Consider the following 21,175-nt stretch of genomic DNA (forward strand, 5'->3'; position numbering starts at 1 on the left):
CATGAGCCTGAACGCGCGTCTGGAACCGGTGCTCTATCTCTTTGCCGGCCTGTTCGGCCTTGCAGGCGTGGCGCTGGCCGCCCTCGCCGCCCATGGCGGTGGTGATGCGCATCTGGCCACCTCGGCCTCCGCCATGTGCCTCGCCCACGCCCCTGCCCTGCTGGCACTGGCGCTGGGTGCCGGCAAAATCAAAAGCGCCTGGCTGGCCGGTTTGCTGATGATTGTGGGGACGTTGCTCTTTGCGGGCGATCTCGTCACCCTGCGCTTTACCGGCTCCAGCCTCTTTCCCTATGCCGCGCCGACGGGCGGCTGGGCCATGATGCTGGGCTGGCTGGCAGTTTCGGCGAGCGCCTTCTTCCGCGTCAAGAGTTAAACTCTATGGCTGCGGTATGCGGCCAAAGCGCAGGAGATTGCCGTGCGGATCATGGATATAGAATTCCTCCATGTTCCACGGCCGCACCTCCATATCCGACAGGCGTGAAACGCCCTTCGTACGGTATTCCGCATGAAGGGCGGCAATGCCGCCGCCGCGCAGGTAGACGGATGTCTTTTCCGGCAGGCTTCGATCATCCGTCAGCCAGAAATGCAGCTCCATCTCGCCGCGCCTGAGGATCAGATAATCCGGCGTCTGGTGCACGATTTTGGCAAAGCCGAGCTGATCGCGATAGAAGGCGAGCGTCTCTGCGATATCGAGCGACGGCAGGACCGGCAGAACCTCGATACGATCGGGATTACCGCTCATATGCCGTCAACGACGTTGAAGCCCTCGAACACCGGCGGGCCCTTATACAGGCCCTTGTTGTCGCCTGCATTGCGATGCGCGGCGCGGAAATTCTCCGACTTCGTCCAGTTCAGAAAATCCTCTTCGCTGCGCCAGAGCGTATGGGAGGAAAACAGCGTATAACCCTCCTCCGCATTGGCCTTGCCACGCAGCAGGCGGAATTCGACGAAGCCCGGAACCTCCGAAAGGCTGGAATCGCGATTGCGCCAGACAGTCTCGAAATCGCCTTCGGCGCCGGCGGCCACCTTGAAGCGGTTCATCGCGATATACATCAAAAACTCCCTATGCCTTTTTCTTGTCCGCCCGCTCCGCATAACGCGGAAAGACGACGATATTATTGCCATCGGCCGCATCCGCGCCAATGGGCTTTAAAGCCGCTTCACCGGGCATGCGCGCCTCCCAGGCGGGGAACAGTACCACATTGGGATAGCTGCGCTGGCGCGCGGCATTTTCCAGGAAAACCTCGTAAAGCGCCGGCACCATGCCGTCGCCGCCGTGAGCGGCGAGCTTATGCAGGCCGATCATCGTGAACCCATCAGGGCGTTCTTCATTCATCGGGAATTGTCTCGTTCGTTCATCGTCTGTAGCGCACGCTCCAGGCTCGACTTGCTGCCATTGCGCAACGGGATGAATGCCTTGCTGAACTTCTTGCAGCCGGTCTTCACACGCAGGCAGGCATCGTGGCTGATACAGTCGATGGGGCAGAACACGCAGTCGACCGAGGGAAGCAACGTATCGATGCGGGAAACGGCTTCGCGAAGACCGCCATCATGGTGGATGAGCTCGGCACCGAAATTGCTGGCGATCTGGCGAAGATGCGCCACCTGGCAATCACGACCGCCGACATAGAGGAAACTGCGGCCATCCAGCTTGGAGCGGCCCGAGGAGATCTCCTTCGTCTCCTGATCGGCCTGAACACGCATCTCCCGGTTCGCCCCCTTCTTCGCCTTTCGAGCCATTTACCACCCGTTCGCTCGTTGATCGTCACACGATTCATGCTTGTGCGAACGGACCTTATTAAACTTGATTTTTAGAGTAAAGTATAAAGTTGATTGTTTTTATCATATTTATTGAATCTGGATGGGAACCGACAAAGTCATGGCCTGCCCACCCGGCGGAGGGCTGAATGGCGCAGCGCGGCGGACCGCATCGAGAGCAAGTTGATCGATATCGGGAACGCCGGACCCCTGCGAAACGCGAGCCCCCGCGAGCCCGCCATTGCCGCTCACCGAAAAGGTCACGACCACGGTGCCTTCGACCCCACGGGGTTTCCTGATCGCCCGGCGGATACGGCTTCTGACTTTGCCCTTGTAATTGGCAACGGCTGCGGTGCCGACACCGTTGTTGTTGCTGGCAACCTGCGAATTGCTGTCCGATTGCGCGGTTGAGGTTCCTTCCGCAACACCCCGCTGGGAATCCTGCTGGCCCTCGCCTCGCGAACCCGCCGTCTTCTTCGGCGCTTGCTTCTTCTCAACCGGCTTCGGCTTCTCCTGCGTCGTCACCTTGGGCTTCGGCGTCGGGGTTATCGCCTCCCGCGGCTGCTCCGGCTCGGGCTGGACTTCGGCGGCTTCCACCGGCTTCACCTCTTCGACAGCCACTGCGGTCTCAGGCTGCGTCTCTGATGGCTGAACTTCGGTCGGCTGTACCGCGCTCGGTGGCACCTCGGAGGGTTGCACCTCCGCAGAGACCGCATCAACCGTCACCTGCTGTTCGGGAACGACCGTCGACATCGGTTGCGCAACGGATTCCTCGGCCGGTACCTCCGAAACCAGAATTTCCGGCTCGGCGGCCGTCGCCGTTTCCGGCGAGACGCGCGTCACTTCCGGTGCCGGCGCCTGCTGAACGGCATCATGCGTCTCGACAGGCGAGACCTCCGTCGGCTGCACGGCCTCCGGCTGAACTTGCGCCGTCTGCGTCGGATGGATCGTGTCGGGTTGGACGGCCTCAGGAATGATTTCTTGCTGGATGGTCGTTTCTGTCTCGCCGGCAGCCGTCTGATCGACATCGGAGTTGCCGTACATGACGACGCTGACAGCTTCGCCAGCCTCCTCGATCGCCTCTTCGGGCGCCTTGGGGAAAGCAACGATCAGTGCAGTCGCCAGCGCCGCATGAAAGAGCAGCGAGCAGATGCAGGTCACCGTCAGCCGGCGCCGCACGGGCGCCTTCTCGTCTTCCTGCTTTTCCACCGCAGCATCCATTGGTGGCGGGGTGACGGAAGATGCCGCTGCGGTTTCCGGATGATCGGGGAAAGAGGAGATCTGCGCAAAACGCGCATAATGGATGACCTGCTCGCCAGCCGGCTGACGCTGCACATTGTGCAGGTCGGACAGTTCGTGGCCGGGATGCATGCCGGGATTGTTGTCGTTCAGGCTCTCGTCAGCGCTCGCCTCCTCGATGAGCACGTGTCTCGATCTGGACTTCGCTGAAATAGCCATTTTACGCCTCGGACAGCTTGGAACATGCGCGCCGGGCTTCATCCCGGCTTTCGTCTTAACCTTCGAAAGGAACTGAGATCTGCGAGCGGGTCACCAGACCCTTCATGCATTCCCCCGCCGCCGGCCCGTCACAAACAGGCGTGTCGTTGATGAGGATGCGGGTAACCGTCTCGCATTTGACGTTCGGCATATCGAACTGGCGCACGCGCTTCTTGCCCTGCGGCAGATCGCGGAAATCGAGCACGGTGATGCGGTCGACGGCATTCTTGTCGTTGAAGAAGGCGAGTTCGAAGGAGATCTTGTTGATCGGCGTCTGCAGATTGTTCTCGGCCACGAAGGTCATCATGCAGCCCTTCTGCGAGGGCGCCAGCACATTGAGCTCGACGACAAGTTTGGCGGCTGCAGTCGCATCCTGCGCATAGGTCTGTGCAATACCCGACACCGAAAACAGCACACTAGCCGCAAACGCAGCAAACCGACCCGTCATCATCGCCTCTCCATAAGCAAATTGACCGCCGTCCAGCGGCTTCAAAACAGCAGGATCAAAAACTTGACTGCTTTTGTCTTCAATTATTGCGTCTTTAAAAAACTATGAGTATGAGAGTCAAGATAATTGTCACCGGAACCGGGGTCTTGACCCCCGCAATCACGGAATAAGCCAACAGAAATGATGGTTGAAAAGCCAGATACCTTTAAGCTCGCACCATCGCGGAACGAACCTGCGGTGGCCGAGATCCGCGTTCTCGAAGGCAGCGATCTTTTTCGCGGCGCAAACGAGATCATGATTCGGCACGACGGCGTGATCTACCGCCTGAAGATCACCCGTCAGGGCAAACTCATTCTCAACAAATAAGCTCAATAGCAGGGTAGAACATGACCGAGCAGACCAGACCGGCACCATCCGAAATCCGCGCATTCCGCGCTGAAAATCCGAAGATGCGCGAGCGCGATATCGCCGCGCAGCTGAAGATCTCCGAGGCGGCCCTCGTCGCAGCCGAAGTCGGCGTCAGTGCTATCAGAATCGATGCCAGCGCCGTCAAGCTGCTCGAACGTGTCGCCGATCTCGGTGAAGTCATGGCCCTGTCGCGCAACGAAAGCGCCGTACACGAGAAGATCGGTGTCTACGAAAACATCAAGGTCGGCGAGCACAACGCCATCGTACTCGGCGAAAACATCGATCTGCGCGTCTTTCCAAGCCGCTGGGTCCACGCCTTTGCCGTCACCAAGAAGGACGGCGACACGGAGCGCCTCAGCCTCCAGTATTTCGACAAGACGGGCAACGCCGTCCACAAGATCCATCTGCGCCCGGCATCCAATGTCGAGGCCTACCATCGCATCGTCGCCGAGCTGAAGCTCGAGGACCAGGGCCAAGAACTCGTCGAAGCGGAGGCTTCCCCGGATGTCGACGAAGACGGCGATGTCAGCCGCGAAGAGCTGCGCGACAACTGGAGCAAGATGACCGACACGCATGAATTCTTCGGCATGCTGAAGCGCCTGAAGATCGGCCGCCAGGCCGCCGTGCGCAGGGTTGGCGACGACTATGCCTGGAAGCTCGACAATACGGCGACGGCAGAGATGATGCATGCCTCCGTCAAATCAGGCCTGCCGATCATGTGCTTCGTTGCCAATAACGGCATCGTGCAGATCCATTCCGGCCCGATCTTCAACGTCCAGCCGATGGGTCCGTGGATCAACATCCTCGACGAAACCTTCCATCTACATCTGCGCCAGGACCACATTGCCGAGACCTGGGCCGTACGCAAGCCGACCAAGGACGGCCACGTCACCTCGCTCGAAGCCTATGACGCCAACGGCAACATGATCATCCAGTTCTTCGGCAAGCGGAAGGAAGGCTCCGACGAGAATGCCGGATGGCGTGACATCATGGAAAACCTGCCGCGGGCCACAAGCGTCGCCGCATAAGGATCGCAACGATGAAGATGCTTAGAAACCTGCGCCGGATCCGCCTCTGGGAGCTGGCCCTGACGGCGGCCGTCATGACCCTGCCACTGATCCCGGCAGCACCGGCCGGCGAGAACTATGCTTTCGTCCGCGCCGCGCACGCTGAGGAAAAGAAGCTCGACACCTCGCGGCTGGTTTCGGTCGGCGGCGACGTCACCGAGATCATCTACGCGCTCGGAGAAGAAAACAGGCTGATCGCCCGCGATACCACGAGCATGTTTCCCGAAGCCGCCCTGAAGCTGCCTGATGTCGGCTACATGCGCGCCCTTTCGCCGGAAGGCATTCTTGCCATGAACCCGACGGCGATCATCGCCGTCGAGGGCTCCGGACCGCAGGAAGCGCTGAACGTCCTGAAGAATGCCAGCGTGCCCTTCGAAACCGTTCCGAATGCCTATACGCGCGACGGTATCATCGCCAAGATCGATCGCGTCGGTACGCTGCTCAATGTGCCGGAAAAGGCTAAGGCACTTGAAGAAAAGGTCGGCGCCGATCTCGATGCCGCCGTCACTGATGCCGCGAAACGCCCCGAGGCCGAGCGCAAGCGCGTTCTCTTCGTCCTCAGCGCCCAGAACGGCCGTATCATGGCGTCGGGCACCGGCACCGCCGCAGACGGCGTCATCAAGCTTGCCGGCGCCATCAATGCGGTCGGCGAATTCCCAGGCTACAAGCCGCTTACCGATGAGGCGATCATCAGCGCCAAGCCCGACGTCATCCTGATGATGAACCGCGGCGATGGCGCCGGCACCAAGAACGAGGATCTGCTGGCACAGCCGTCGATCGCGCTGACGCCTGCCGGTGAAAACAAGGCGATCATCCGGATGGATGGCCTGCATCTCCTGGGCTTCGGTCCGCGCACGGCAAGTGCTGTTCGCGAACTCAACGCGGCGATCTACGGAGGCTGACGATGGCCGTGTCGGAAGCCATGATGGAAAACAGGCGATCCTTTTCGGCGGCATTCCGCAGACCCCGGCAGGCGGGCGACAGAACCGAGCTCGCTCTGCTGGGCATCGCCTTCCTTATCGCGGCTTCCGTCTTCGCCCTGCTCTTCTCCATCACGACAGGGGCATCGGACGCCTCCATCCTCGATGTCGTCAGAAACATGGCGGGCTCGCAGACAGCGCTCAGCATGCGTGACCGGATCATCATCTTCGATATCCGCCTGCCCCGCGCCATCCTCGGCTTCCTGATCGGCGGATCGCTCGCCGTCTCCGGCGCCGTCATGCAGGGCCTGTTCCGCAACCCGCTGGCCGATCCCGGCCTTGTCGGCGTCTCCTCGGGCGCCGGCCTCGGCGCTGTCGTGATGATCGTGCTCGGCGGCACCATTGCCGCGCCCTTCTACCTGGCGCTCGGCATCTATGCCCTGCCGCTTGCAGCCTTCGGCGGCGGTCTCGCCACCACGCTGCTGCTCTACCGGGTCGCCACAAGCAACGGCCAGACCTCGGTTGCCACCATGCTGCTTGCCGGTATCGCGCTTGGCGCCCTGGCCGGGGCGCTGACGGGCGTGCTGATCTATATGGCGAACGACCAGCAGCTGCGTGATCTGACCTTCTGGGGCATGGGCTCACTTGCCGGCGCCACCTGGATCAAGATCGCTGCAGCCGGTCCCATCATCCTCCTGTCCTTCGCCGCCCTGCCCTTCATGGCGCGCGGCTTGAACGCCATCACACTCGGCGAGGCTGCAGCCTTTCACATGGGTGTGCCGGTCCAGCGGCTGAAGAATATCGCCATCGTCACCGTTGCGGCTGCAACCGGCGCTTCGGTTGCCGTCAGCGGCGGCATCGGCTTCGTCGGCATCGTCGTGCCGCATATCTTGCGTATGGTGATCGGCCCGGACCATCGTTTCCTGCTGCCGGCCTCGGCCCTGCTCGGCGGCTCGCTGCTGATCTTCGCAGACGTACTCGCCCGCACAATCGTGGCACCGGCCGAACTGCCGATCGGCATCATCACGGCGGCAGTCGGCGGGCCCTTCTTCCTCTGGATCCTGTTGCGGCAGCGCTCGCGCCTTGCCCTTTGAGTTTGTTCGATGATCGAAGTTTCCGGCGTCTGCGTGCACCTCTCCGGCAAGACCATCGTTCGCGATGTTGCCTTCACTGCGAAGGCGGGCGAACTGACCGCCATTGCCGGCCCGAACGGCTCCGGCAAGACGACGACGATGAAAGCCGTTTCCGGCGAGCTTGCCTATGAAGGTTCCGTTCGTTTGAACGGCGAAGAGGTGCGCGCACTGAAGCCGTGGCAGCTTGCCTCCATTCGCGGGGTCCTGCCGCAAGCAAGCAGCATCTCCTTTCCCTTCACGGTACGGGAAATCGTCCGCATGGGTCTGACCTCCGGCCTCAACCTTCACGCCGATCAGGCCGATGAGACGGCCGCAAAAGCGCTTGCCGCCGTCGATCTTACCGGCTTCGAAGGGCGCTTCTACCAGGAACTCTCGGGCGGCGAGCAGCAGCGCGTTCAGCTTGCCCGCGTGCTCTGCCAGATCGCCGAGCCGGTCGTTAATGGCAAACCCTGCTGGCTGCTGCTGGATGAGCCGGTCTCCAGTCTCGACATTAGTCATCAGCTGACGATCATGACGCTGGCGCGCGATTTCTGCGAACGCGGCGGCGGGGTGATCGCTGTCATGCACGATCTCAACCTGACGGCCCTCTTCGCCGACAGGATCGTGTTGATGAAATCCGGCCGGCTGGCAGCCGCTGGCAATGTGTGTGAGGTACTGACGGACGAAACCATGCAATCCGTCTTCGGCTGCCCGTTGCGCGTCAATCAGGTGCCGGTCGACGGCACGCCCTTCGTGCTTGCGCACAGCGCGCTTCCCGCCAACTGAGGAACCTTTCCACCCCAAATGCGTTGTCCGCAATGATTTGGGTCAAAGCCGGGCGCTCTCTTCCGTGCCATCAGTGGCGCTGACCCTGTGTGAAACCGGGCGGTGCTTGTCCGCGCCCAGCTATGGAGACAGTCATGGCCTATTCCCTCTTCCAATCCAGCCGCAGCCGCCGCAACGGCGCTCTCCACAATCTCGAAGCCAGTATCGAAGATCAGATCGAGGCGCTCCGCGAAGAACTCGCCGAATTGACGCAGGTTCTCGGCAAGACCTCGCGCCGTCAGGGCGAGAAACTGCGCTCGCATGCATCCGCAAGCTACGAGGACATCCTCGGCCGCAGCGAGGATCTGCTGAACGAACTGCAGCAGAGTTACCTGCGCGGCGCAAGCGAAGTACGCAATACGGTCCGCCGTCACCCGCTGGCAACAGTCGGTGCCGCTGCCGCCTTCGGCCTGCTTATCGCCATGCTCGCCCGCCGCTAGGAGGCTCGATGCTCTACCCGATCCTGAGCCTGCTCGTAGGCACCAGCGTTCACCGCACAGTGGAACGCACCAAGCGCAACGGCATCTTCATCGCCGTTGCGTTGCTTTTTCTTCTGACCGCCTATGCGCTTGGCGTGACCGCTGGGGCGATCTGGCTGGCAGGCATCTATGGGCCGATCGGCGCTTCGCTTTTCCTGGCAGCCTGCGCCTTGCTGATCGCGATCATCGTCTTCGTCGTCATGGCGATCATGAATCGCCAGGAAGCCCGCCGCGCCCGCGAACGTCGCGCCGCACTTGAATCCCTGGCAACCGTCGGCCTCGGCCTTGTCCGCTCCCAGCCGCTATTGACTGCAGGCATAGTGGCCGCTCTTGTCGCCGCCAATCTCGTGGGTTCGAAGCGGGACGACTGACGTTCCGCAGCACCTTTCACTTTCCCGACATTGCTTTTGTCGCAAATATATCCCGCGCCCAAATCCTTGGGCGCGGGATACTGCATTCCAGCGAATGATCGCATCGACGCTGTGGTGCCCGGTTTTCGGCGACCAGCTCAGGCAGGCAGGTGACCGGGACGCCAAATAAAAAGTCGGCGCCCCGTAGGGCAACCGGCCTTCCTTCCTCCCACGGAAACAAGTTGATCAGAAGGCAAAGGCCTTCGATGTCAGCGGCGCCGACGTGGCATCCGGGCCGAAATCCGCCTCGCCTGATATCTGCAGGAGATCCTGCAGACGCTGGCGTGCGCGGTTCACACGGCTCTTGATGGTACCGACGGCGCAGCCGCAGATTTCCGCCGCTTCCTCGTAAGAGAAGCCCGATGCGCCGACGAGGATGATCGCTTCGCGCTGGTCCGGCGGCAGCTGGTCCAGCGCCTTCTTGAAGTCCTGCAGGTCGAGTGCGCCGTATTGGGAAGGGTGCGTAGCCATGGATTCGGTAAACAAACCGTCGCTGTCCTGCACCTCACGCCCGCTCTTGCGCATCTGGCTGTAAAGCTCGTTGCGCAGGATCGTGAAGAGCCAGGCCTTCATGTTGGTGCCCATCTCGAAATGGTCCTGCTTGGCCCAGGCCTTCATGATGGTGTCCTGGACCAGGTCGTCGGCGCGATCGTGCCGGCCGATCAGGGATATGGCGAAAGCGCGAAGGCTTGGCAGTGCCGCCAGGAGTTCGCGCTTGAAGCTCGGTTGCGCTTTTTCCATGCGGGTATTCCTATTCGGCCATCTTGGCGGAAGCCATCAATTCGGCCTGGTCGAGCTTTTCCAGCAGATCGAGAAAGCGGTCGGGAATAGCTTCCTCCTGCGCGGCGGCATAGAGCGACCGCAGCCTGACGCCGATCTGATTGTTCGGATCCAGTATGTCGCTCGCCCGCAACTCCAGCTGGCGCTCGTCCGGTGCTTCTGTCTTTGCTGTCGTCATCAACTGATCACTTCTTGCCTGTTGTCTCGGGATGAAAGGCAAAGTCTGCTGTGAAAGATAAATGGAACGTATATCCAATCGATCAAGCCGGTTCTTTCAAACCCTTGATGCAATAGATCCATTCCGCTCACATGGGTCAAAACGTGACGCCCTTCATTTGTCGGCTAGGATAATGCGGCGCTGCAAAAAAAGTTCCTTCCATCAGGAACTTTTTTATCAAGACCGCGTTTTCAGATCATTGCAGCTATTCATGGCCTGTAGACGGGAGTTTTTAATGACACTTTCCACTCGAATTGCGCCGCACCTTCCTTATCTGCGTCGCTATTCCCGCGCGCTTACCGGCACTCAGACTTCTGGCGATGCTTACGTCGCCGCCGTCCTGGAAGCGATCATCGCCGATCTCTCCATATTCCCGGATACCGCGAATGACCGCGTCGCACTCTACAAACTGTTCACGCAACTGTTTGGTTCCACTGCGGTCGAGATTCCCGAACCATCCTCTCCCTATGCCTGGGAACAGCGCGCGACGCTGAACCTCTCGAAGGTTTCGCCCCTTGCCCGGCAGGCTTTCCTGCTCGCCTCCGTCGAGAATTTTCGTGTCTCCGAGATCGCCGACATCCTCGAAATCAGCGATGACGAAACCATGGAGCTCCTCGACAAGGCTTCGCACGAGATCTCGCGCCAGGTGGCCACCGATATCATGATCATCGAGGACGAACCGCTGATCGCCATGGATATCGAGCAGATGGTCGAGAGCCTCGGCCACCGCGTTACCGGCATCGCCCGCACCCATACGGAAGCCGTCGCACTCTATAACAAGACCAAACCAAGCATGGTTCTGGCCGATATCCAGCTTGCCGACGGCAGCTCGGGCATCGATGCCGTCAACGATATCCTGAAGACATCGAGTGTGCCCGTCATCTTCATCACCGCCTTCCCCGAGAGATTGCTGACTGGGGAGCGGCCGGAGCCAACCTTCTTGGTGACCAAGCCCTTCAACCCCGACATGGTCAAGGCTCTGATCAGTCAGGCGCTTTTCTTCAATGAAACGACCCGTGTGGCGGCCTGAAACATGAATTTCAGCCGCGCCGGAACCATTCCGGTAGCGATGCGTTCCGGCTCTGCCGGAGCGTATTGGCGGCTTTAACGGTTTTTGCAGCGCTTGCTTTTAGAATGACCGGCAGTTTTGTCGGGAGGGGTAACATCCCTCCGTATCTTCGAAGGGACTGAGGAAAGGCGGCCGAGTGAATACGACTGGACCACTGTCCGGAACGCCTTTCACCACCGAAGGCAAGGCGGCCATTATGGAGCGCGCGCTCGCCAGCGCCGCTATCTCTATCCTGTATCAGGATGCGGGCCTTGCAATAATCTATGCCGAAAACCTTCTCCCCTATTTCCAGAAGCGTTTTGTCGCCGGTGGTGATGACGGTTCGCTGTTTGGCGAAGCACACGGCAAATCCCTTGCCGCGATGAAGCGGATGGTGCTTGAGACCGGCGCCTCCAGCAATGCCGAGGTCGATGTTGCAATCGACGGCGAAGTCAGGACATTCGAACTGAACGTTCAACGCACCGGCGCGCACGGCAATTACGGCCTGCTCTCCGTCATCTCGGAGATTACCGAAAGCCGGCATCGCGAAAAGGTGCTGAAATCGCTGCTGCGCGAGCTTTCCCACCGCTCCAAGAACCTGCTTGCCATCATCCAGGGTATCGCCACGCAGACCGCGCGCAACACCATTTCTCTCGATGCTTTCCTGATGAAATTCCGCGGCCGTCTTCAGTCGCTCTCCAACTCGCAGGATCTGATCACCGATTCCAGCTGGCGCGGTGCCTTTCTGTTCGAGCTCGCCGGAAAGCAGTTCGCCCCCTACTGGCCGGAAACATCAGGCTCCATGCCGATCTTTGGCATCAACGCCCATCTGACACCAAACGCCGCCGTGCATGTCGGTCTGGCGCTACATGAACTGATCGTCAATTCCGCCTCCTATGGCGCAATCGCCAGCGGGGCGACATCGGTCACGCTGAATTGCCGGGAGGCAAAGATTGCCGGCCGCCGGGCAATCGAGCTCACCTGGGTGGAAGTGCTTCCAAACAGCGCCGACGTACACGAATTCAGCGAAAACAGCTTCGGCCGCACGGTGCTGGAGCGTGTCGTGCCCTCCTCCGTCAACGGCAAGGCCGAATTGACGCTCGTACCTGGCCGCATTGAATATCACCTGACGGTTCCGGAAACCGAATTCGAAATCCTGAAACGCACTTGAGACGTTTTACCGCTGCACGTTTTGACGGAATTGCCTGCGTGCGGAAATTGCTCGGGCCAAGACGGAAAAACAGCCGGTGCGAGGGCGGCGCACCGGCTGTCTCCACTCACCGGGAGGGGACCGTGAGTTCGTCCGAATGATGGGTTGGGGGCGCGCATGTTGGGTCGATGCGGTCATCATCCGGATATCGCATTAACTACGCTCATTAACTTTGGTTCCCTCGGTTCGAAAAAAATTTGGCCTTTTGTCAATTTTTTCTCGGACACCCGAACTGGGTTGCCACCCAGATCCACCCAATTGGAAGGCAGAGCCTGCCTAAAGAATTATCATGACAAACAAAATCAATTACTTACATGACGCAGGCGAAAGAAAATTGCCAAAATTTTACCGTTTGATAAATTTTTGAACCTGAGTTACGATTCCCTCACTAGTCGTTACCAATAAAGAGGGAACTTCAATGGAACGCCTGGAAACTGGGATTCGTGCCGGCCGGCTTTCGTCCGCCGAGTACGAGGCTAATTTTTCCGATCTTCATCCGCGCCTCGACAACCACGAAGCGCTGGTCGCCGCCGACCGCTGTTATTTCTGCTATGACGCGCCGTGCATGACGGCCTGTCCCACCTCCATCGATATTCCGCTCTTCATCCGCCAGATTTCGACCGGCAATCCGATCGGCTCGGCGAAGACGATCTTCGACCAGAACATCCTTGGCGGCATGTGCGCCCGCGTCTGTCCCACCGAAGAGCTCTGCGAACAGGCCTGTGTGCGCAACACGGCCGAAGAGCGCCCTGTCGAGATCGGCCGCCTGCAGCGCTATGCGACGGATGCGGCAATGGCCGCCGACAAGCAGTTCTATCGGCGTGCGGAACCGACCGGCAAGAAGATCGCCGTCGTCGGCGCCGGTCCCGCCGGCCTTGCGGCAGCCCACCGCCTCGCCGTCAAAGGCCATGATGTGGTGATCTACGACACCAAGCCGAAATCCGGCGGCCTCAACGAATATGGCATCGCCACCTACAAGACGGTCGATGACTTCGCGCAGAAAGAGGTCGACTACGTCCTCTCGATCGGCGGCATCGAGGTGAAGCACGACCAGCAGCTCGGCCGCGATTTCTCGCTCTCCGACCTGCAGGGCCAGTACGATGCCGTCTTCCTCGGCCTCGGCCTTGCCGGCGTCAACGCATTGCGCGTCGACAATGAAAACCTGCCTGGTGTCGATGATGCAGTCGATTTCATTGCCGCCCTGCGCCAGGCCGGCGACAAGGGCGAGATCGCCATTGGCCGCCGCGTCGTCGTTCTCGGCGGCGGCATGACGGCAATCGATGCCGCCGTGCAGGCAAAGCTTCTCGGCGCCGAGGAAGTGACCATCTGCTACCGCCGCGGCAAGGAACATATGAACGCCTCGGAATTCGAGCAGGATCTCGCGACATCAAAGGGCGTCATCATTCGCCACTGGCTAGCGCCGAAATCCATCCTCTCGCAGGATGGCAAGGTGGCGGCAATCGAGGTGGAATATACCGCTATCATCGATGGCCGCCTTTCGGGCACCGGTGAGACCGGCGTGATCGCCACCGACCAGATCTTCAAGGCAATCGGCCAGACATTCGAGACCTCAGGTCTCGGCGCGCTGCGGATGGAATCCGGCCGCATCGCAGTTGATGCCGAAGGCCGCACATCGGTTGATGGCGTCTGGGCTGGCGGCGACTGCGTCTTCGGTGGTGAAGACCTCACCGTCTCTGCCGTCGCCCATGGCCGCGATGCGGCCGAATCCATTCACCGTACCCTGTCCGCCGCAGCCGCTCCGGCTGTCGCCGTCGCCTGAAGGGGAGAATGAACAATGGCTGATCTCCGCAATAATTTCGTCGGCATCAAGTCCCCGAACCCCTTCTGGCTCGCCTCCGCACCGCCGACCGACAAGGCCTACAATGTCGAGCGCGCCTTCAAGGCCGGCTGGGGCGGCGTCGTCTGGAAGACGCTAGGTGAAGAAGGCCCGCCTGTCGTCAACGTCAATGGTCCGCGCTACGGCGCGATCTGGGGTGCCGACCGTCGCCTGCTCGGCCTCAACAATATCGAGCTCATCACCGACCGCGACCTGCAGACCAACCTGCGCGAAATGAAGCAGGTCAAGATGAATTGGCCCGACCGGGCGCTCATCGCCTCGATCATGGTGCCCTGCGAGGAACAGGCCTGGAAAGCCATCCTGCCGCTGGTGGAAGAGACCGAAGCAGACGGTATCGAACTGAACTTCGGCTGTCCGCACGGCATGTCCGAGCGCGGCATGGGCTCGGCCGTTGGACAGGTGCCAGAATATATCGAAATGGTCGTGCGCTGGTGCAAGCAATACACGCGCATGCCCGTCATCACCAAGCTGACGCCCAACATCACCGATATCCGCCGCCCTGCCCGCGCCGCCAAGGCCGGCGGCACGGACGCCGTCTCGCTGATCAACACGATCAACTCGATCGTCTCGGTCGATCTCGACAATTTCGCGCCAAACCCGACCGTTGGGGGCAAGGGCAGTCACGGCGGCTATTGCGGCCCTGCGGTGAAACCGATCGCGCTCAACATGGTCGCCGAAATCGCTCGCGACCCGGAAACCTACGGCCTGCCGATCTCGGGCATCGGCGGCATCACCACCTGGCGGGACGCTGCCGAATTCCTCGTCCTCGGCGCCGGCAACGTCCAGGTCTGCACGGCGGCCATGACCTACGGCTTCAAGATCGTGCAGGAAATGATCACGGGCCTTTCCGACTGGATGGACGAAAAGGGCCACAAGACCCTCGACGACATCACCGGCCGCGCCGTGCCCAACGTCACCGACTGGCAGTACCTCAACCTCAACTACATAGCGAAGGCCAAGATCGATCAGGACGCCTGCATCAAATGCGGCCGCTGCTACATCGCCTGCGAGGACACCTCGCACCAGGCAATCACCAACTTCGTCGACGGCGTTCGCCATTTCGAGGTGATGGACGAGGAATGTGTCGGCTGCAATCTCTGCGTCAGCGTCTGCCCGGTCGAAAACTGCATCACCATGGAGCAGCTTCCCGCCGGCGCCCTCGATAAGCGCACCGGTAAAGTGGTCGATCCGAACTACGCCAACTGGACGACGCACCCGAACAACCCGATGGCGCGCCAGGCTGCGGAGTAAGCGCTCCGAAAGCCCGATGAAAAAGCCGCCCATCCACGGCGGCTTTTTCTTTATCTGTCAGCCTTCAAACCCCGAATGACTTCCTATAGGCGCTAGGGCTCGTGCCGAGCCTATTGCGGAAATGATGGCGCATCGTCGCCAAGGTGCCGAAGCCGCTGGCGATGGCGATATCGTCGAGCGACACCGCAAGCTCCTTCTCCAGAAGGTCGCGAGCATGCCGCAACCGCTCCTTCAGCAGCCACTCACCGACATTGTCGCCCGTCGTTGCCTCGAAGCGACGCTGGAAGGTGCGCATGCTCATGCCGGCCTTGCCGGCAAGCAGGCTGATCGGCTGCTCCTCGGAAAGCTTCTCGCGCATCCATTCGATCAGCGGGCCAAGGCGAATGCCCTCTCGCTCTTCCGGCACGGGAGCCGCAATGAACTGTGCCTGCCCGCCCTCGCGATGCGGCGGAACCACGAGACGTCGCGCCACGCTGTTCGCGGCATCCGGACCGAAATCGCCGCGTACCACATGCAGGCAGAGATCGATGCCGGCCGCACTGCCCGCCGCCGTCAGGATGCTGCCTTCGTCCATGTAAAGCACGTCGGCATCGAGCGCGATGTCAGGGTAGCGCGCAGCAATCGAGGCGACATAGCGCCAATGGGTCGTCGCCCGCCGCCCGGCCAGCAGGCCGGCCGCGGCAAGCACTGCCACGCCGGAGCAAAGCGACATCACGCGTGCTCCCCGCTCATGGGCTGCCTTCAAAGCGGCGATCAGAGGCTCCGGCACCGGCGCATCGATCGCCCGCCATCCCGGCGCGATGATCAGATCCGCCTCGTCGAGCAGCTCAAGCCCCTGGTCGACAGCGACCGTCAGCCCGCCGGCGGCCCTCAGCGGACCCGGCTCTATGCCGGCGACGGAAAAGCGATACCAGCGCTCGCCCATCTCCGGCCGCGACAGGCCGAAGACCTCATAGGCGATACCGAATTCGAAGGTGCAGAGCCCGTCATAGGCGAGCGCCACAACATGCGGTCCCTGCGTCCGGTGTAGATCCGATTTTGACATGATCTTTACGCTGTCAGTCACGATGGCCAATTTCGCCAATCCGTAGCATCGGCGATGATCTGCGGCAACAGCAAAGCAAGAAAGGAAAAGATCATGCCAAGCCCCGTTTCCGAAATCCCTACAGCTTCCCCCGAAACCGCCGCCGAACATTTCGCCCGCAAGCTCGCCTTCGAGACTGACTGCTCGGATGTGCACGCCGCCTTCGCCTCCGGCAAGGTCGATTTCGTACTGCTCGACGTCCGCTCGCCACAGCTCTTCGCCCACTCACATGTTCCGGGTGCCCTCAACCTGCCGCATGGCAAGATGACTGCGCACCGCATGTCCGAATGGCCTGATGATACGCTGTTCGTGGTCTATTGCGCCGGCCCGCATTGCAACGGCGCAGATAAGGCCGCACTGCGTCTCTCCCGGCTCGGTCTCTCCGTAAAGCTGATGATTGGCGGCCTGACCGGATGGGCAGACGAAGGTCTTGCCTTTGAAGGCGGAGCAAGCGCTGCCGCCTGATCTCTGCTCCCTTCTCTCCGTCGGGGAGAAGGGAATTTCATCCTTTGCCAGCTATGTTTTCCAGACCGCAATCAATATGCGGCCGCGTAGCATCCGCTATGATAGGCGGATCCAGAGAAACTGGATTGCCAATCACGCCGAAATCTATGTTTTTCTACATGTTTCGCTGGAAATAAGCGGATGCTGCCGTATATCGCTAGTATCGTCGGCCCCGTCCGGGCAGCATCCTATGCGACATTACTTGGAACACGGTCAGCATGTCACTTCGTAGTGCCCTTCGCGCACAAACAGCAGATTGCCATGCCGAGGTGGACGCCCTCTTCGGCAACTTCAACCTCTCCGACATCAACGATTATAGAGCTTTCTTGCGTTCCCATGCCCGCGCTGTTCCTTCGGTCGAAGCCGCACTGGAGCAGTCCGGTATTACCCGGCTGTTGCCGGACTGGCCGGAACGGCGGCGCACGTCACTTCTTCTTGCCGACATAGCCGAACTCGGCGATTCCGCCACGTCGCCTCTTCCGCAGCCTGAGCTTCGCAATGAGGCCTCACTCTGGGGGGCGGTTTACGTGCTGGAAGGCTCCAAACTCGGTGGCGCCATGCTGGCAAAGGCAGTACCGGCTCATCTGCCGAGCCGCTACCTCAGTCCGCAAGGGCCGAAAGGCTCCATGCGAGCCTTCATGGAACGTCTCGATACCAGTGGCATTGACGATATCGCAGGCGCAGTTGCGGCTGCGCGCGATGTCTTCTGTCTCTTCCTGAGGGCTGCGCAGCTCGAACTGGAAGCTGCTTGATGAACCAGATCACAGCCCCCGTCGATCTCACCAATTGCGACCGTGAACCGATCCATCACCTCGGCTCCGTCCAGCCTTTCGGCTTCCTGCTGGCCGTCTCCTTGGACTGGATCGTCACCCGCGCGTCGGCAAATCTTTCGGAATTTCTGGGCATAACGCATACCGAAGCCGTCGGCCGGCCCATTTTGTCGTTCATTGCCCCTGAAGCGCTCCATGCGCTCCGCAACAAGCTTGCCACGCTCCGCGGCCCCGATATCGTTGAGCGCATTTTCGGCATTGCGCTCATTGCCGGCGAGGCGCGCTTTGACGTCGCGGTGCATGTCAGCAACGGCCAGATCATCATCGAGGGGGAGGCTTTTGACGAGGGCAAATCCAACGCGCCGTCGCTCTCCATGCGCAGCATGATGTCCCGTCTCGACCATACCGAAACCCTGGAGACTTTTTTTCGCGAAGGCGCGCGCCAGGCCCGCGCCCTGACCGGCTTCGACCGGGTCATGGTCTACCGCTTCGACGACAGCGGCTCTGGCGAGGTCGTGGCCGAAGCCGCCCGGCCGGGCATCGGTTCGTTCCTCGGCCTGCATTACCCCGCGTCCGATATTCCCGCTCAAGCCCGCGCACTCTATCTGCGCAATCTCTTCCGCATTATCGCCGATATCAATGCGACACCGGTGCCGATCCTGCCCGAACTTGACGAACATGGCCGCCCGCTCGATCTCTCCATGTCCGTGCTGCGTTCGGTTTCGCCGATCCACATCGAATATCTGAAGAATATGGGTGTCGGCGCCTCGCTCTCCATTTCCATCGTCGTCGATGGCAAGCTCTGGGGCCTCTTTGCATGCCACCACTACGGCGCCCGACTGCCCTCGGCCGAAAGCCGCTCGACGGCCGAACTCTTCGGCCAGATGTTCGCCTCCCGTCTCGAAAGCCGCGAACGGCGTCTGGCGCTCGACTACGAGACCAAGGCACGCCGCATCGCCGACCGGCTCCTCACTTCCGTTGCCGACAATGCCAGCCTGCTCGATGATCCGACGTGGCTGATCGACGCCCTGGCAGACGTCATTCCAGCCGACGGTATCGGCGTCTGGATCAACGGGCGGCTGACGATTGCCGGCCTCGGCCCGGATGAAAAGAGCTTTGCCGCCCTCGTCCGACACCTCAATCGTAATGCAGCCGGCCGGGTTTATGCGGTGGATCGGCTTGCAGAAACCTATCCCGATCTCGAAATCGATGATGCCGTCGCGGGCATGCTCGCCATTCCGATCTCCCGTTCACCGCGTGACTACGTCGTGCTGTTTCGCCAGGAGATCGTGCGCACCGTCCGTTGGGCCGGCGATCCGCATAAGCCGATCGAATATGGCCCGAACGGACCGCGCCTGACCCCGCGCAAGAGTTTTGAAGCCTGGTCCGAGCTGGTGCGGGGCCGCTCGCTACCCTTTACCGAAGCAGAGCGGCGCGTTGCGGAAACCGTCCGCGTCACGCTCATCGAAGTCGTGTTGCGCCTGACCGACGAAGCAAGCATGGCACGCCAGCTCGCCAACGAGCGGCAGGAACTGCTGATTGCCGAGCTGAACCATCGCGTCCGCAATATTCTCGGCCTTATCGGCGGGTTGATCCGGCAATCGCAATCATCAGCGATCGGCCTGCCGGATTACGTCCGGCAGCTCGATGGCCGCGTTCAGTCCCTCTCCAGAGCCCACGACCAGATCACCCGTGATCACTGGGCGCCGGCTTCGTTGCGGCAGCTGCTGCTGGCGGAAGCCGGCGCCTATCTCGGCAAAAATGTCCAGCGTATCCGGATGATCGGGGACGATGTACTGCTGGAACCGCAAGCCTTTTCGACCACGGCTCTGGTCTTCCATGAACTGGTGACGAACAGTGCCAAATATGGAAGCCTGTCCGGATCGGGCTTTGTCGAACTCGGCTGGGAGCGGGATGAAGAAGGCAATCTCCATATCCGCTGGCGCGAAAAGGACGGCCCGCCAGTCGTTGAACCGACGCGTCACGGCTTCGGCTCCACGATCATCCGTCGCTCGATCCCCTACGATCTCGGCGGCAAGGCCGAGGTCCGCTATATCGAGCATGGGCTGGAGGCCGATTTCTGCATCCCCGGCAAGCATGTCAATGCGGTGCCCGCCGCAAGCGAAGGTTCGATTCCTGCTCCGCTGGAAATTGCCGAACGCACCCGGACGGCCGCCGCAAATAACCAACCGCTTGCCGGCCTGAATGTGCTGCTTGTCGAAAATAACCTCATCATCGCCATGGACGGCGAAGACATACTGCGTCGTCTGGGTGCGGAAGTCGCAACCGCACCTAGCGTTGCCGATGCGATGGAATACCTTGCCTGCCAATCCTTCGATCTTGCACTTCTCGACGTCAATCTCGGCGACGAAACCAGTTTTGCCATTGCCGACCGTTTGGCTGCCAACAACGTACCCTTTGTTTTTGCGACCGGTTACGGCGAAGGAATAGCACAGGCCCACAGCCATTCGGATGCGCCGGTTCTGCAGAAGCCCTACACGATAGAGGGGATGACGGACTTGCTCGCACGCATACCGATTCCGGCAAGGCCCTGAAGCAAAGCACGCAGCGGTTTTGCGCCCGATCAGGCACCCGAATGATCCGGTAGCAGACCATTGATGAAAAGCTGCTCCAGGAACCGCGCTGCATCCTCGAAACGCCCGTCGCCGGAATGCTCTTCGCCGAGCACGGCGCGAACCTGCACGTCGAAATCGGCATAGTGCTGCGTCGTCGACCAGATGGAAAAGATCAGATGGTAGGGGTCGCAGCGGGCGATCTTGCCGCTTTTGATCCAGGTGCGGATCACGGCCGCCTTTTCGTCGACCAGCTCTTTCAGCGGTCCTTTCAGCATATCGAGAACATGCGGCGCGCCTTGCAACATCTCGTTGGCGAATAGCCGGCTCTCGCGGGGGAAATCGCGCGCCATCTCCAGCTTGCGGCGGATATAGCTGCGGATCTCCGCTTCCGGATCGCCTTCCGCATCGAAGGCCCTCAGCGGCTCCAGCCAGTTGAAGAGCACCCGGTCGATCAGCGCCCGGTGCATGGCTTCCTTGGTGCGGAAATAATAGAGCAGGTTCGGCTTCGACATGCCGGCCACTTCGGCGATCTGGTCGATGGTGGAGCCGCGGAAGCCGCTGACCGAAAACACATCCAGAGCCGCTTCCAGGATCTGCTCTTCCTTCTCCTCCTGGATGCGTGTCCGCCGAAGTGTCTTCGCCGCTCTCGGTATGGCCATTCGCTCTTTTCCCCTTGAAATTCAACTCCTTCGCTCAAGATTTGAAGAACGGCCCCTCCTGCCGCTTTAATGCGCAATTGCCCGCATTTTTGTCTGTATTTTTCGTGATTTTCGTCTTGAGCGCAGCGATGGAAGTTGTAATGTTTACCAATCGGTCAAATTATCCGCCAGATAAAAAACAAAGGCAACTGGCGATTTTCCGGCGCTGACAGAACAATAAGCAGCAGCGGAATTTGACTACGGGAACAGGGCGGGCATGCACCTTGCATGACTGCCGCAAAACAGGTGAGGATT

Annotated in this window: 25 protein-coding genes; 15 read left to right on the top strand and 10 right to left on the bottom strand. The window is 60.6% G+C overall.

Translation table 11 applies throughout. From position 1 onward, the window contains the following. Nucleotide 1: 1 nt before the first annotated feature. A complete protein-coding gene (locus J2X71_RS23510) occupies nt 2–373 on the top strand; it encodes a DUF423 domain-containing protein (RefSeq protein ID WP_007815276.1) in 372 nt (123 codons plus the stop codon). Nucleotides 374–376: 3 nt separating this feature from the next. On the opposite strand, the gene J2X71_RS23515 is transcribed toward J2X71_RS23510, so the two are convergent. From J2X71_RS23515 to J2X71_RS23540, 6 genes are all read right to left on the bottom strand, one after another. Continuing rightward, on the bottom strand, nt 377–742 hold the full coding sequence (locus J2X71_RS23515) for a VOC family protein (protein ID WP_310385585.1): 366 nt from the start codon (nt 740–742) through the stop codon (nt 377–379). After that, nucleotides 739–1,053, bottom strand: coding sequence for an antibiotic biosynthesis monooxygenase (locus J2X71_RS23520; RefSeq protein ID WP_113321676.1), 315 nt, complete (start codon nt 1,051–1,053; stop codon nt 739–741). The genes J2X71_RS23515 and J2X71_RS23520 overlap by 4 nt, the downstream gene beginning before the upstream one ends. 10 nt (nt 1,054–1,063) lie before the next feature. Further along, nucleotides 1,064–1,336: a hypothetical protein gene (locus tag J2X71_RS23525; RefSeq protein WP_310385588.1), complete on the bottom strand. Its 273-nt coding sequence runs from the start codon at nt 1,334–1,336 to the stop codon at nt 1,064–1,066. After that, complete coding sequence (locus tag J2X71_RS23530; protein ID WP_310385590.1) at nt 1,333–1,740, bottom strand: DUF2325 domain-containing protein; 408 nt, start codon at nt 1,738–1,740, stop codon at nt 1,333–1,335. Before J2X71_RS23530 ends, J2X71_RS23525 begins: the two co-directional genes overlap by 4 nt. 108 nt (nt 1,741–1,848) lie before the next feature. Continuing rightward, nucleotides 1,849–3,216: a TonB family protein gene (locus J2X71_RS23535; RefSeq protein ID WP_310385591.1), complete on the bottom strand. Its 1,368-nt coding sequence runs from the start codon at nt 3,214–3,216 to the stop codon at nt 1,849–1,851. A 55-nt stretch (nt 3,217–3,271) separates the two neighbouring features. Next, complete coding sequence (locus tag J2X71_RS23540) at nt 3,272–3,703, bottom strand: hypothetical protein (protein WP_310386171.1); 432 nt, start codon at nt 3,701–3,703, stop codon at nt 3,272–3,274. 180 nt (nt 3,704–3,883) lie between these two features. On the opposite strand from J2X71_RS23540, the gene hemP reads away from it, so the two are divergent. The 7 genes from hemP to J2X71_RS23575 all read left to right on the top strand — a co-directional run bounded on the left by hemP (nt 3,884) and on the right by J2X71_RS23575 (nt 8,885). Then, nucleotides 3,884–4,069 carry a hemin uptake protein HemP gene (hemP, locus tag J2X71_RS23545; protein WP_037104648.1) on the top strand — a complete coding sequence of 62 codons (186 nt, stop codon included), beginning with the start codon at nt 3,884–3,886 and terminating at the stop codon, nt 4,067–4,069. Nucleotides 4,070–4,089: 20 nt separating this feature from the next. Beyond that, a complete protein-coding gene (locus J2X71_RS23550) occupies nt 4,090–5,139 on the top strand; it encodes a ChuX/HutX family heme-like substrate-binding protein (RefSeq protein WP_310385593.1) in 1,050 nt (349 codons plus the stop codon). A gap of 11 nt (nt 5,140–5,150) precedes the next feature. Further along, nucleotides 5,151–6,080, top strand: coding sequence for a hemin ABC transporter substrate-binding protein (locus J2X71_RS23555; protein ID WP_310385595.1), 930 nt, complete (start codon nt 5,151–5,153; stop codon nt 6,078–6,080). Between the two features lie 2 nt (nt 6,081–6,082). Continuing rightward, the gene (locus J2X71_RS23560) at nt 6,083–7,192 is read left to right on the top strand and encodes an iron ABC transporter permease (protein WP_310385597.1); all 1,110 of its coding nucleotides are present in this window, start codon (nt 6,083–6,085) and stop codon (nt 7,190–7,192) included. Nucleotides 7,193–7,201: 9 nt separating this feature from the next. Beyond that, nucleotides 7,202–7,996 (top strand): heme ABC transporter ATP-binding protein, encoded by a 795-nt coding sequence (locus J2X71_RS23565; RefSeq protein WP_310385599.1) that lies wholly within the window; start codon nt 7,202–7,204, stop codon nt 7,994–7,996. 134 nt (nt 7,997–8,130) lie between these two features. After that, nucleotides 8,131–8,475 (top strand): hypothetical protein, encoded by a 345-nt coding sequence (locus tag J2X71_RS23570; RefSeq protein ID WP_310385601.1) that lies wholly within the window; start codon nt 8,131–8,133, stop codon nt 8,473–8,475. 8 nt (nt 8,476–8,483) lie between these two features. Beyond that, complete coding sequence (locus J2X71_RS23575) at nt 8,484–8,885, top strand: hypothetical protein (protein ID WP_113321672.1); 402 nt, start codon at nt 8,484–8,486, stop codon at nt 8,883–8,885. Between the two features lie 225 nt (nt 8,886–9,110). Here the strand turns inward: J2X71_RS23575 and J2X71_RS23580 are convergent, their stop codons facing one another. Beyond that, nucleotides 9,111–9,665, bottom strand: a complete 555-nt coding sequence (locus J2X71_RS23580; protein ID WP_007815244.1) for an RNA polymerase sigma factor — start codon at nt 9,663–9,665, stop codon at nt 9,111–9,113. A gap of 10 nt (nt 9,666–9,675) precedes the next feature. After that, nucleotides 9,676–9,882, bottom strand: coding sequence for a NepR family anti-sigma factor (locus J2X71_RS23585; protein ID WP_007815242.1), 207 nt, complete (start codon nt 9,880–9,882; stop codon nt 9,676–9,678). A 274-nt stretch (nt 9,883–10,156) separates the two neighbouring features. Here J2X71_RS23585 and J2X71_RS23590 point away from each other — a divergent pair, with 274 nt between their 5' ends. The 4 genes from J2X71_RS23590 to preA all read left to right on the top strand — a co-directional run bounded on the left by J2X71_RS23590 (nt 10,157) and on the right by preA (nt 15,288). Then, entirely contained in the window at nt 10,157–10,951 is a 795-nt protein-coding gene (locus J2X71_RS23590) for a response regulator (protein ID WP_113185377.1), read from the top strand. Between the two features lie 193 nt (nt 10,952–11,144). Then, nucleotides 11,145–12,140, top strand: coding sequence for a sensor histidine kinase (locus J2X71_RS23595; protein WP_310386173.1), 996 nt, complete (start codon nt 11,145–11,147; stop codon nt 12,138–12,140). 457 nt (nt 12,141–12,597) lie between these two features. Next, nucleotides 12,598–13,959 carry an NAD(P)-dependent oxidoreductase gene (locus J2X71_RS23600; protein ID WP_310385606.1) on the top strand — a complete coding sequence of 454 codons (1,362 nt, stop codon included), beginning with the start codon at nt 12,598–12,600 and terminating at the stop codon, nt 13,957–13,959. Between the two features lie 15 nt (nt 13,960–13,974). After that, a complete protein-coding gene (gene preA, locus J2X71_RS23605; protein WP_310385609.1) occupies nt 13,975–15,288 on the top strand; it encodes an NAD-dependent dihydropyrimidine dehydrogenase subunit PreA in 1,314 nt (437 codons plus the stop codon). A 64-nt stretch (nt 15,289–15,352) separates the two neighbouring features. On the opposite strand, the gene ftrA is transcribed toward preA, so the two are convergent. Continuing rightward, the gene (gene ftrA / locus J2X71_RS23610; RefSeq protein WP_310386175.1) at nt 15,353–16,354 is read right to left on the bottom strand and encodes a transcriptional regulator FtrA; all 1,002 of its coding nucleotides are present in this window, start codon (nt 16,352–16,354) and stop codon (nt 15,353–15,355) included. Nucleotides 16,355–16,426: 72 nt separating this feature from the next. On the opposite strand from ftrA, the gene J2X71_RS23615 reads away from it, so the two are divergent. From J2X71_RS23615 to J2X71_RS23625, 3 genes are all read left to right on the top strand, one after another. After that, the gene (locus J2X71_RS23615; RefSeq protein ID WP_310385611.1) at nt 16,427–16,837 is read left to right on the top strand and encodes a rhodanese-like domain-containing protein; all 411 of its coding nucleotides are present in this window, start codon (nt 16,427–16,429) and stop codon (nt 16,835–16,837) included. Between the two features lie 257 nt (nt 16,838–17,094). Further along, nucleotides 17,095–17,628, top strand: a complete 534-nt coding sequence (locus J2X71_RS23620) for a biliverdin-producing heme oxygenase (RefSeq protein ID WP_310385613.1) — start codon at nt 17,095–17,097, stop codon at nt 17,626–17,628. Then, a complete protein-coding gene (locus J2X71_RS23625) occupies nt 17,628–20,201 on the top strand; it encodes an HWE histidine kinase domain-containing protein (protein WP_310385615.1) in 2,574 nt (857 codons plus the stop codon). The genes J2X71_RS23620 and J2X71_RS23625 overlap by 1 nt, the downstream gene beginning before the upstream one ends. A 29-nt stretch (nt 20,202–20,230) precedes the next feature. Here the strand turns inward: J2X71_RS23625 and J2X71_RS23630 are convergent, their stop codons facing one another. Continuing rightward, nucleotides 20,231–20,881, bottom strand: coding sequence for a TetR family transcriptional regulator C-terminal domain-containing protein (locus J2X71_RS23630; RefSeq protein ID WP_310385617.1), 651 nt, complete (start codon nt 20,879–20,881; stop codon nt 20,231–20,233). Nucleotides 20,882–21,175 lie beyond the last annotated feature (294 nt).

Source organism: Rhizobium sp. 1399 (assembly GCF_031455475.1).
Taxonomy (GTDB): domain Bacteria; phylum Pseudomonadota; class Alphaproteobacteria; order Rhizobiales; family Rhizobiaceae; genus Rhizobium.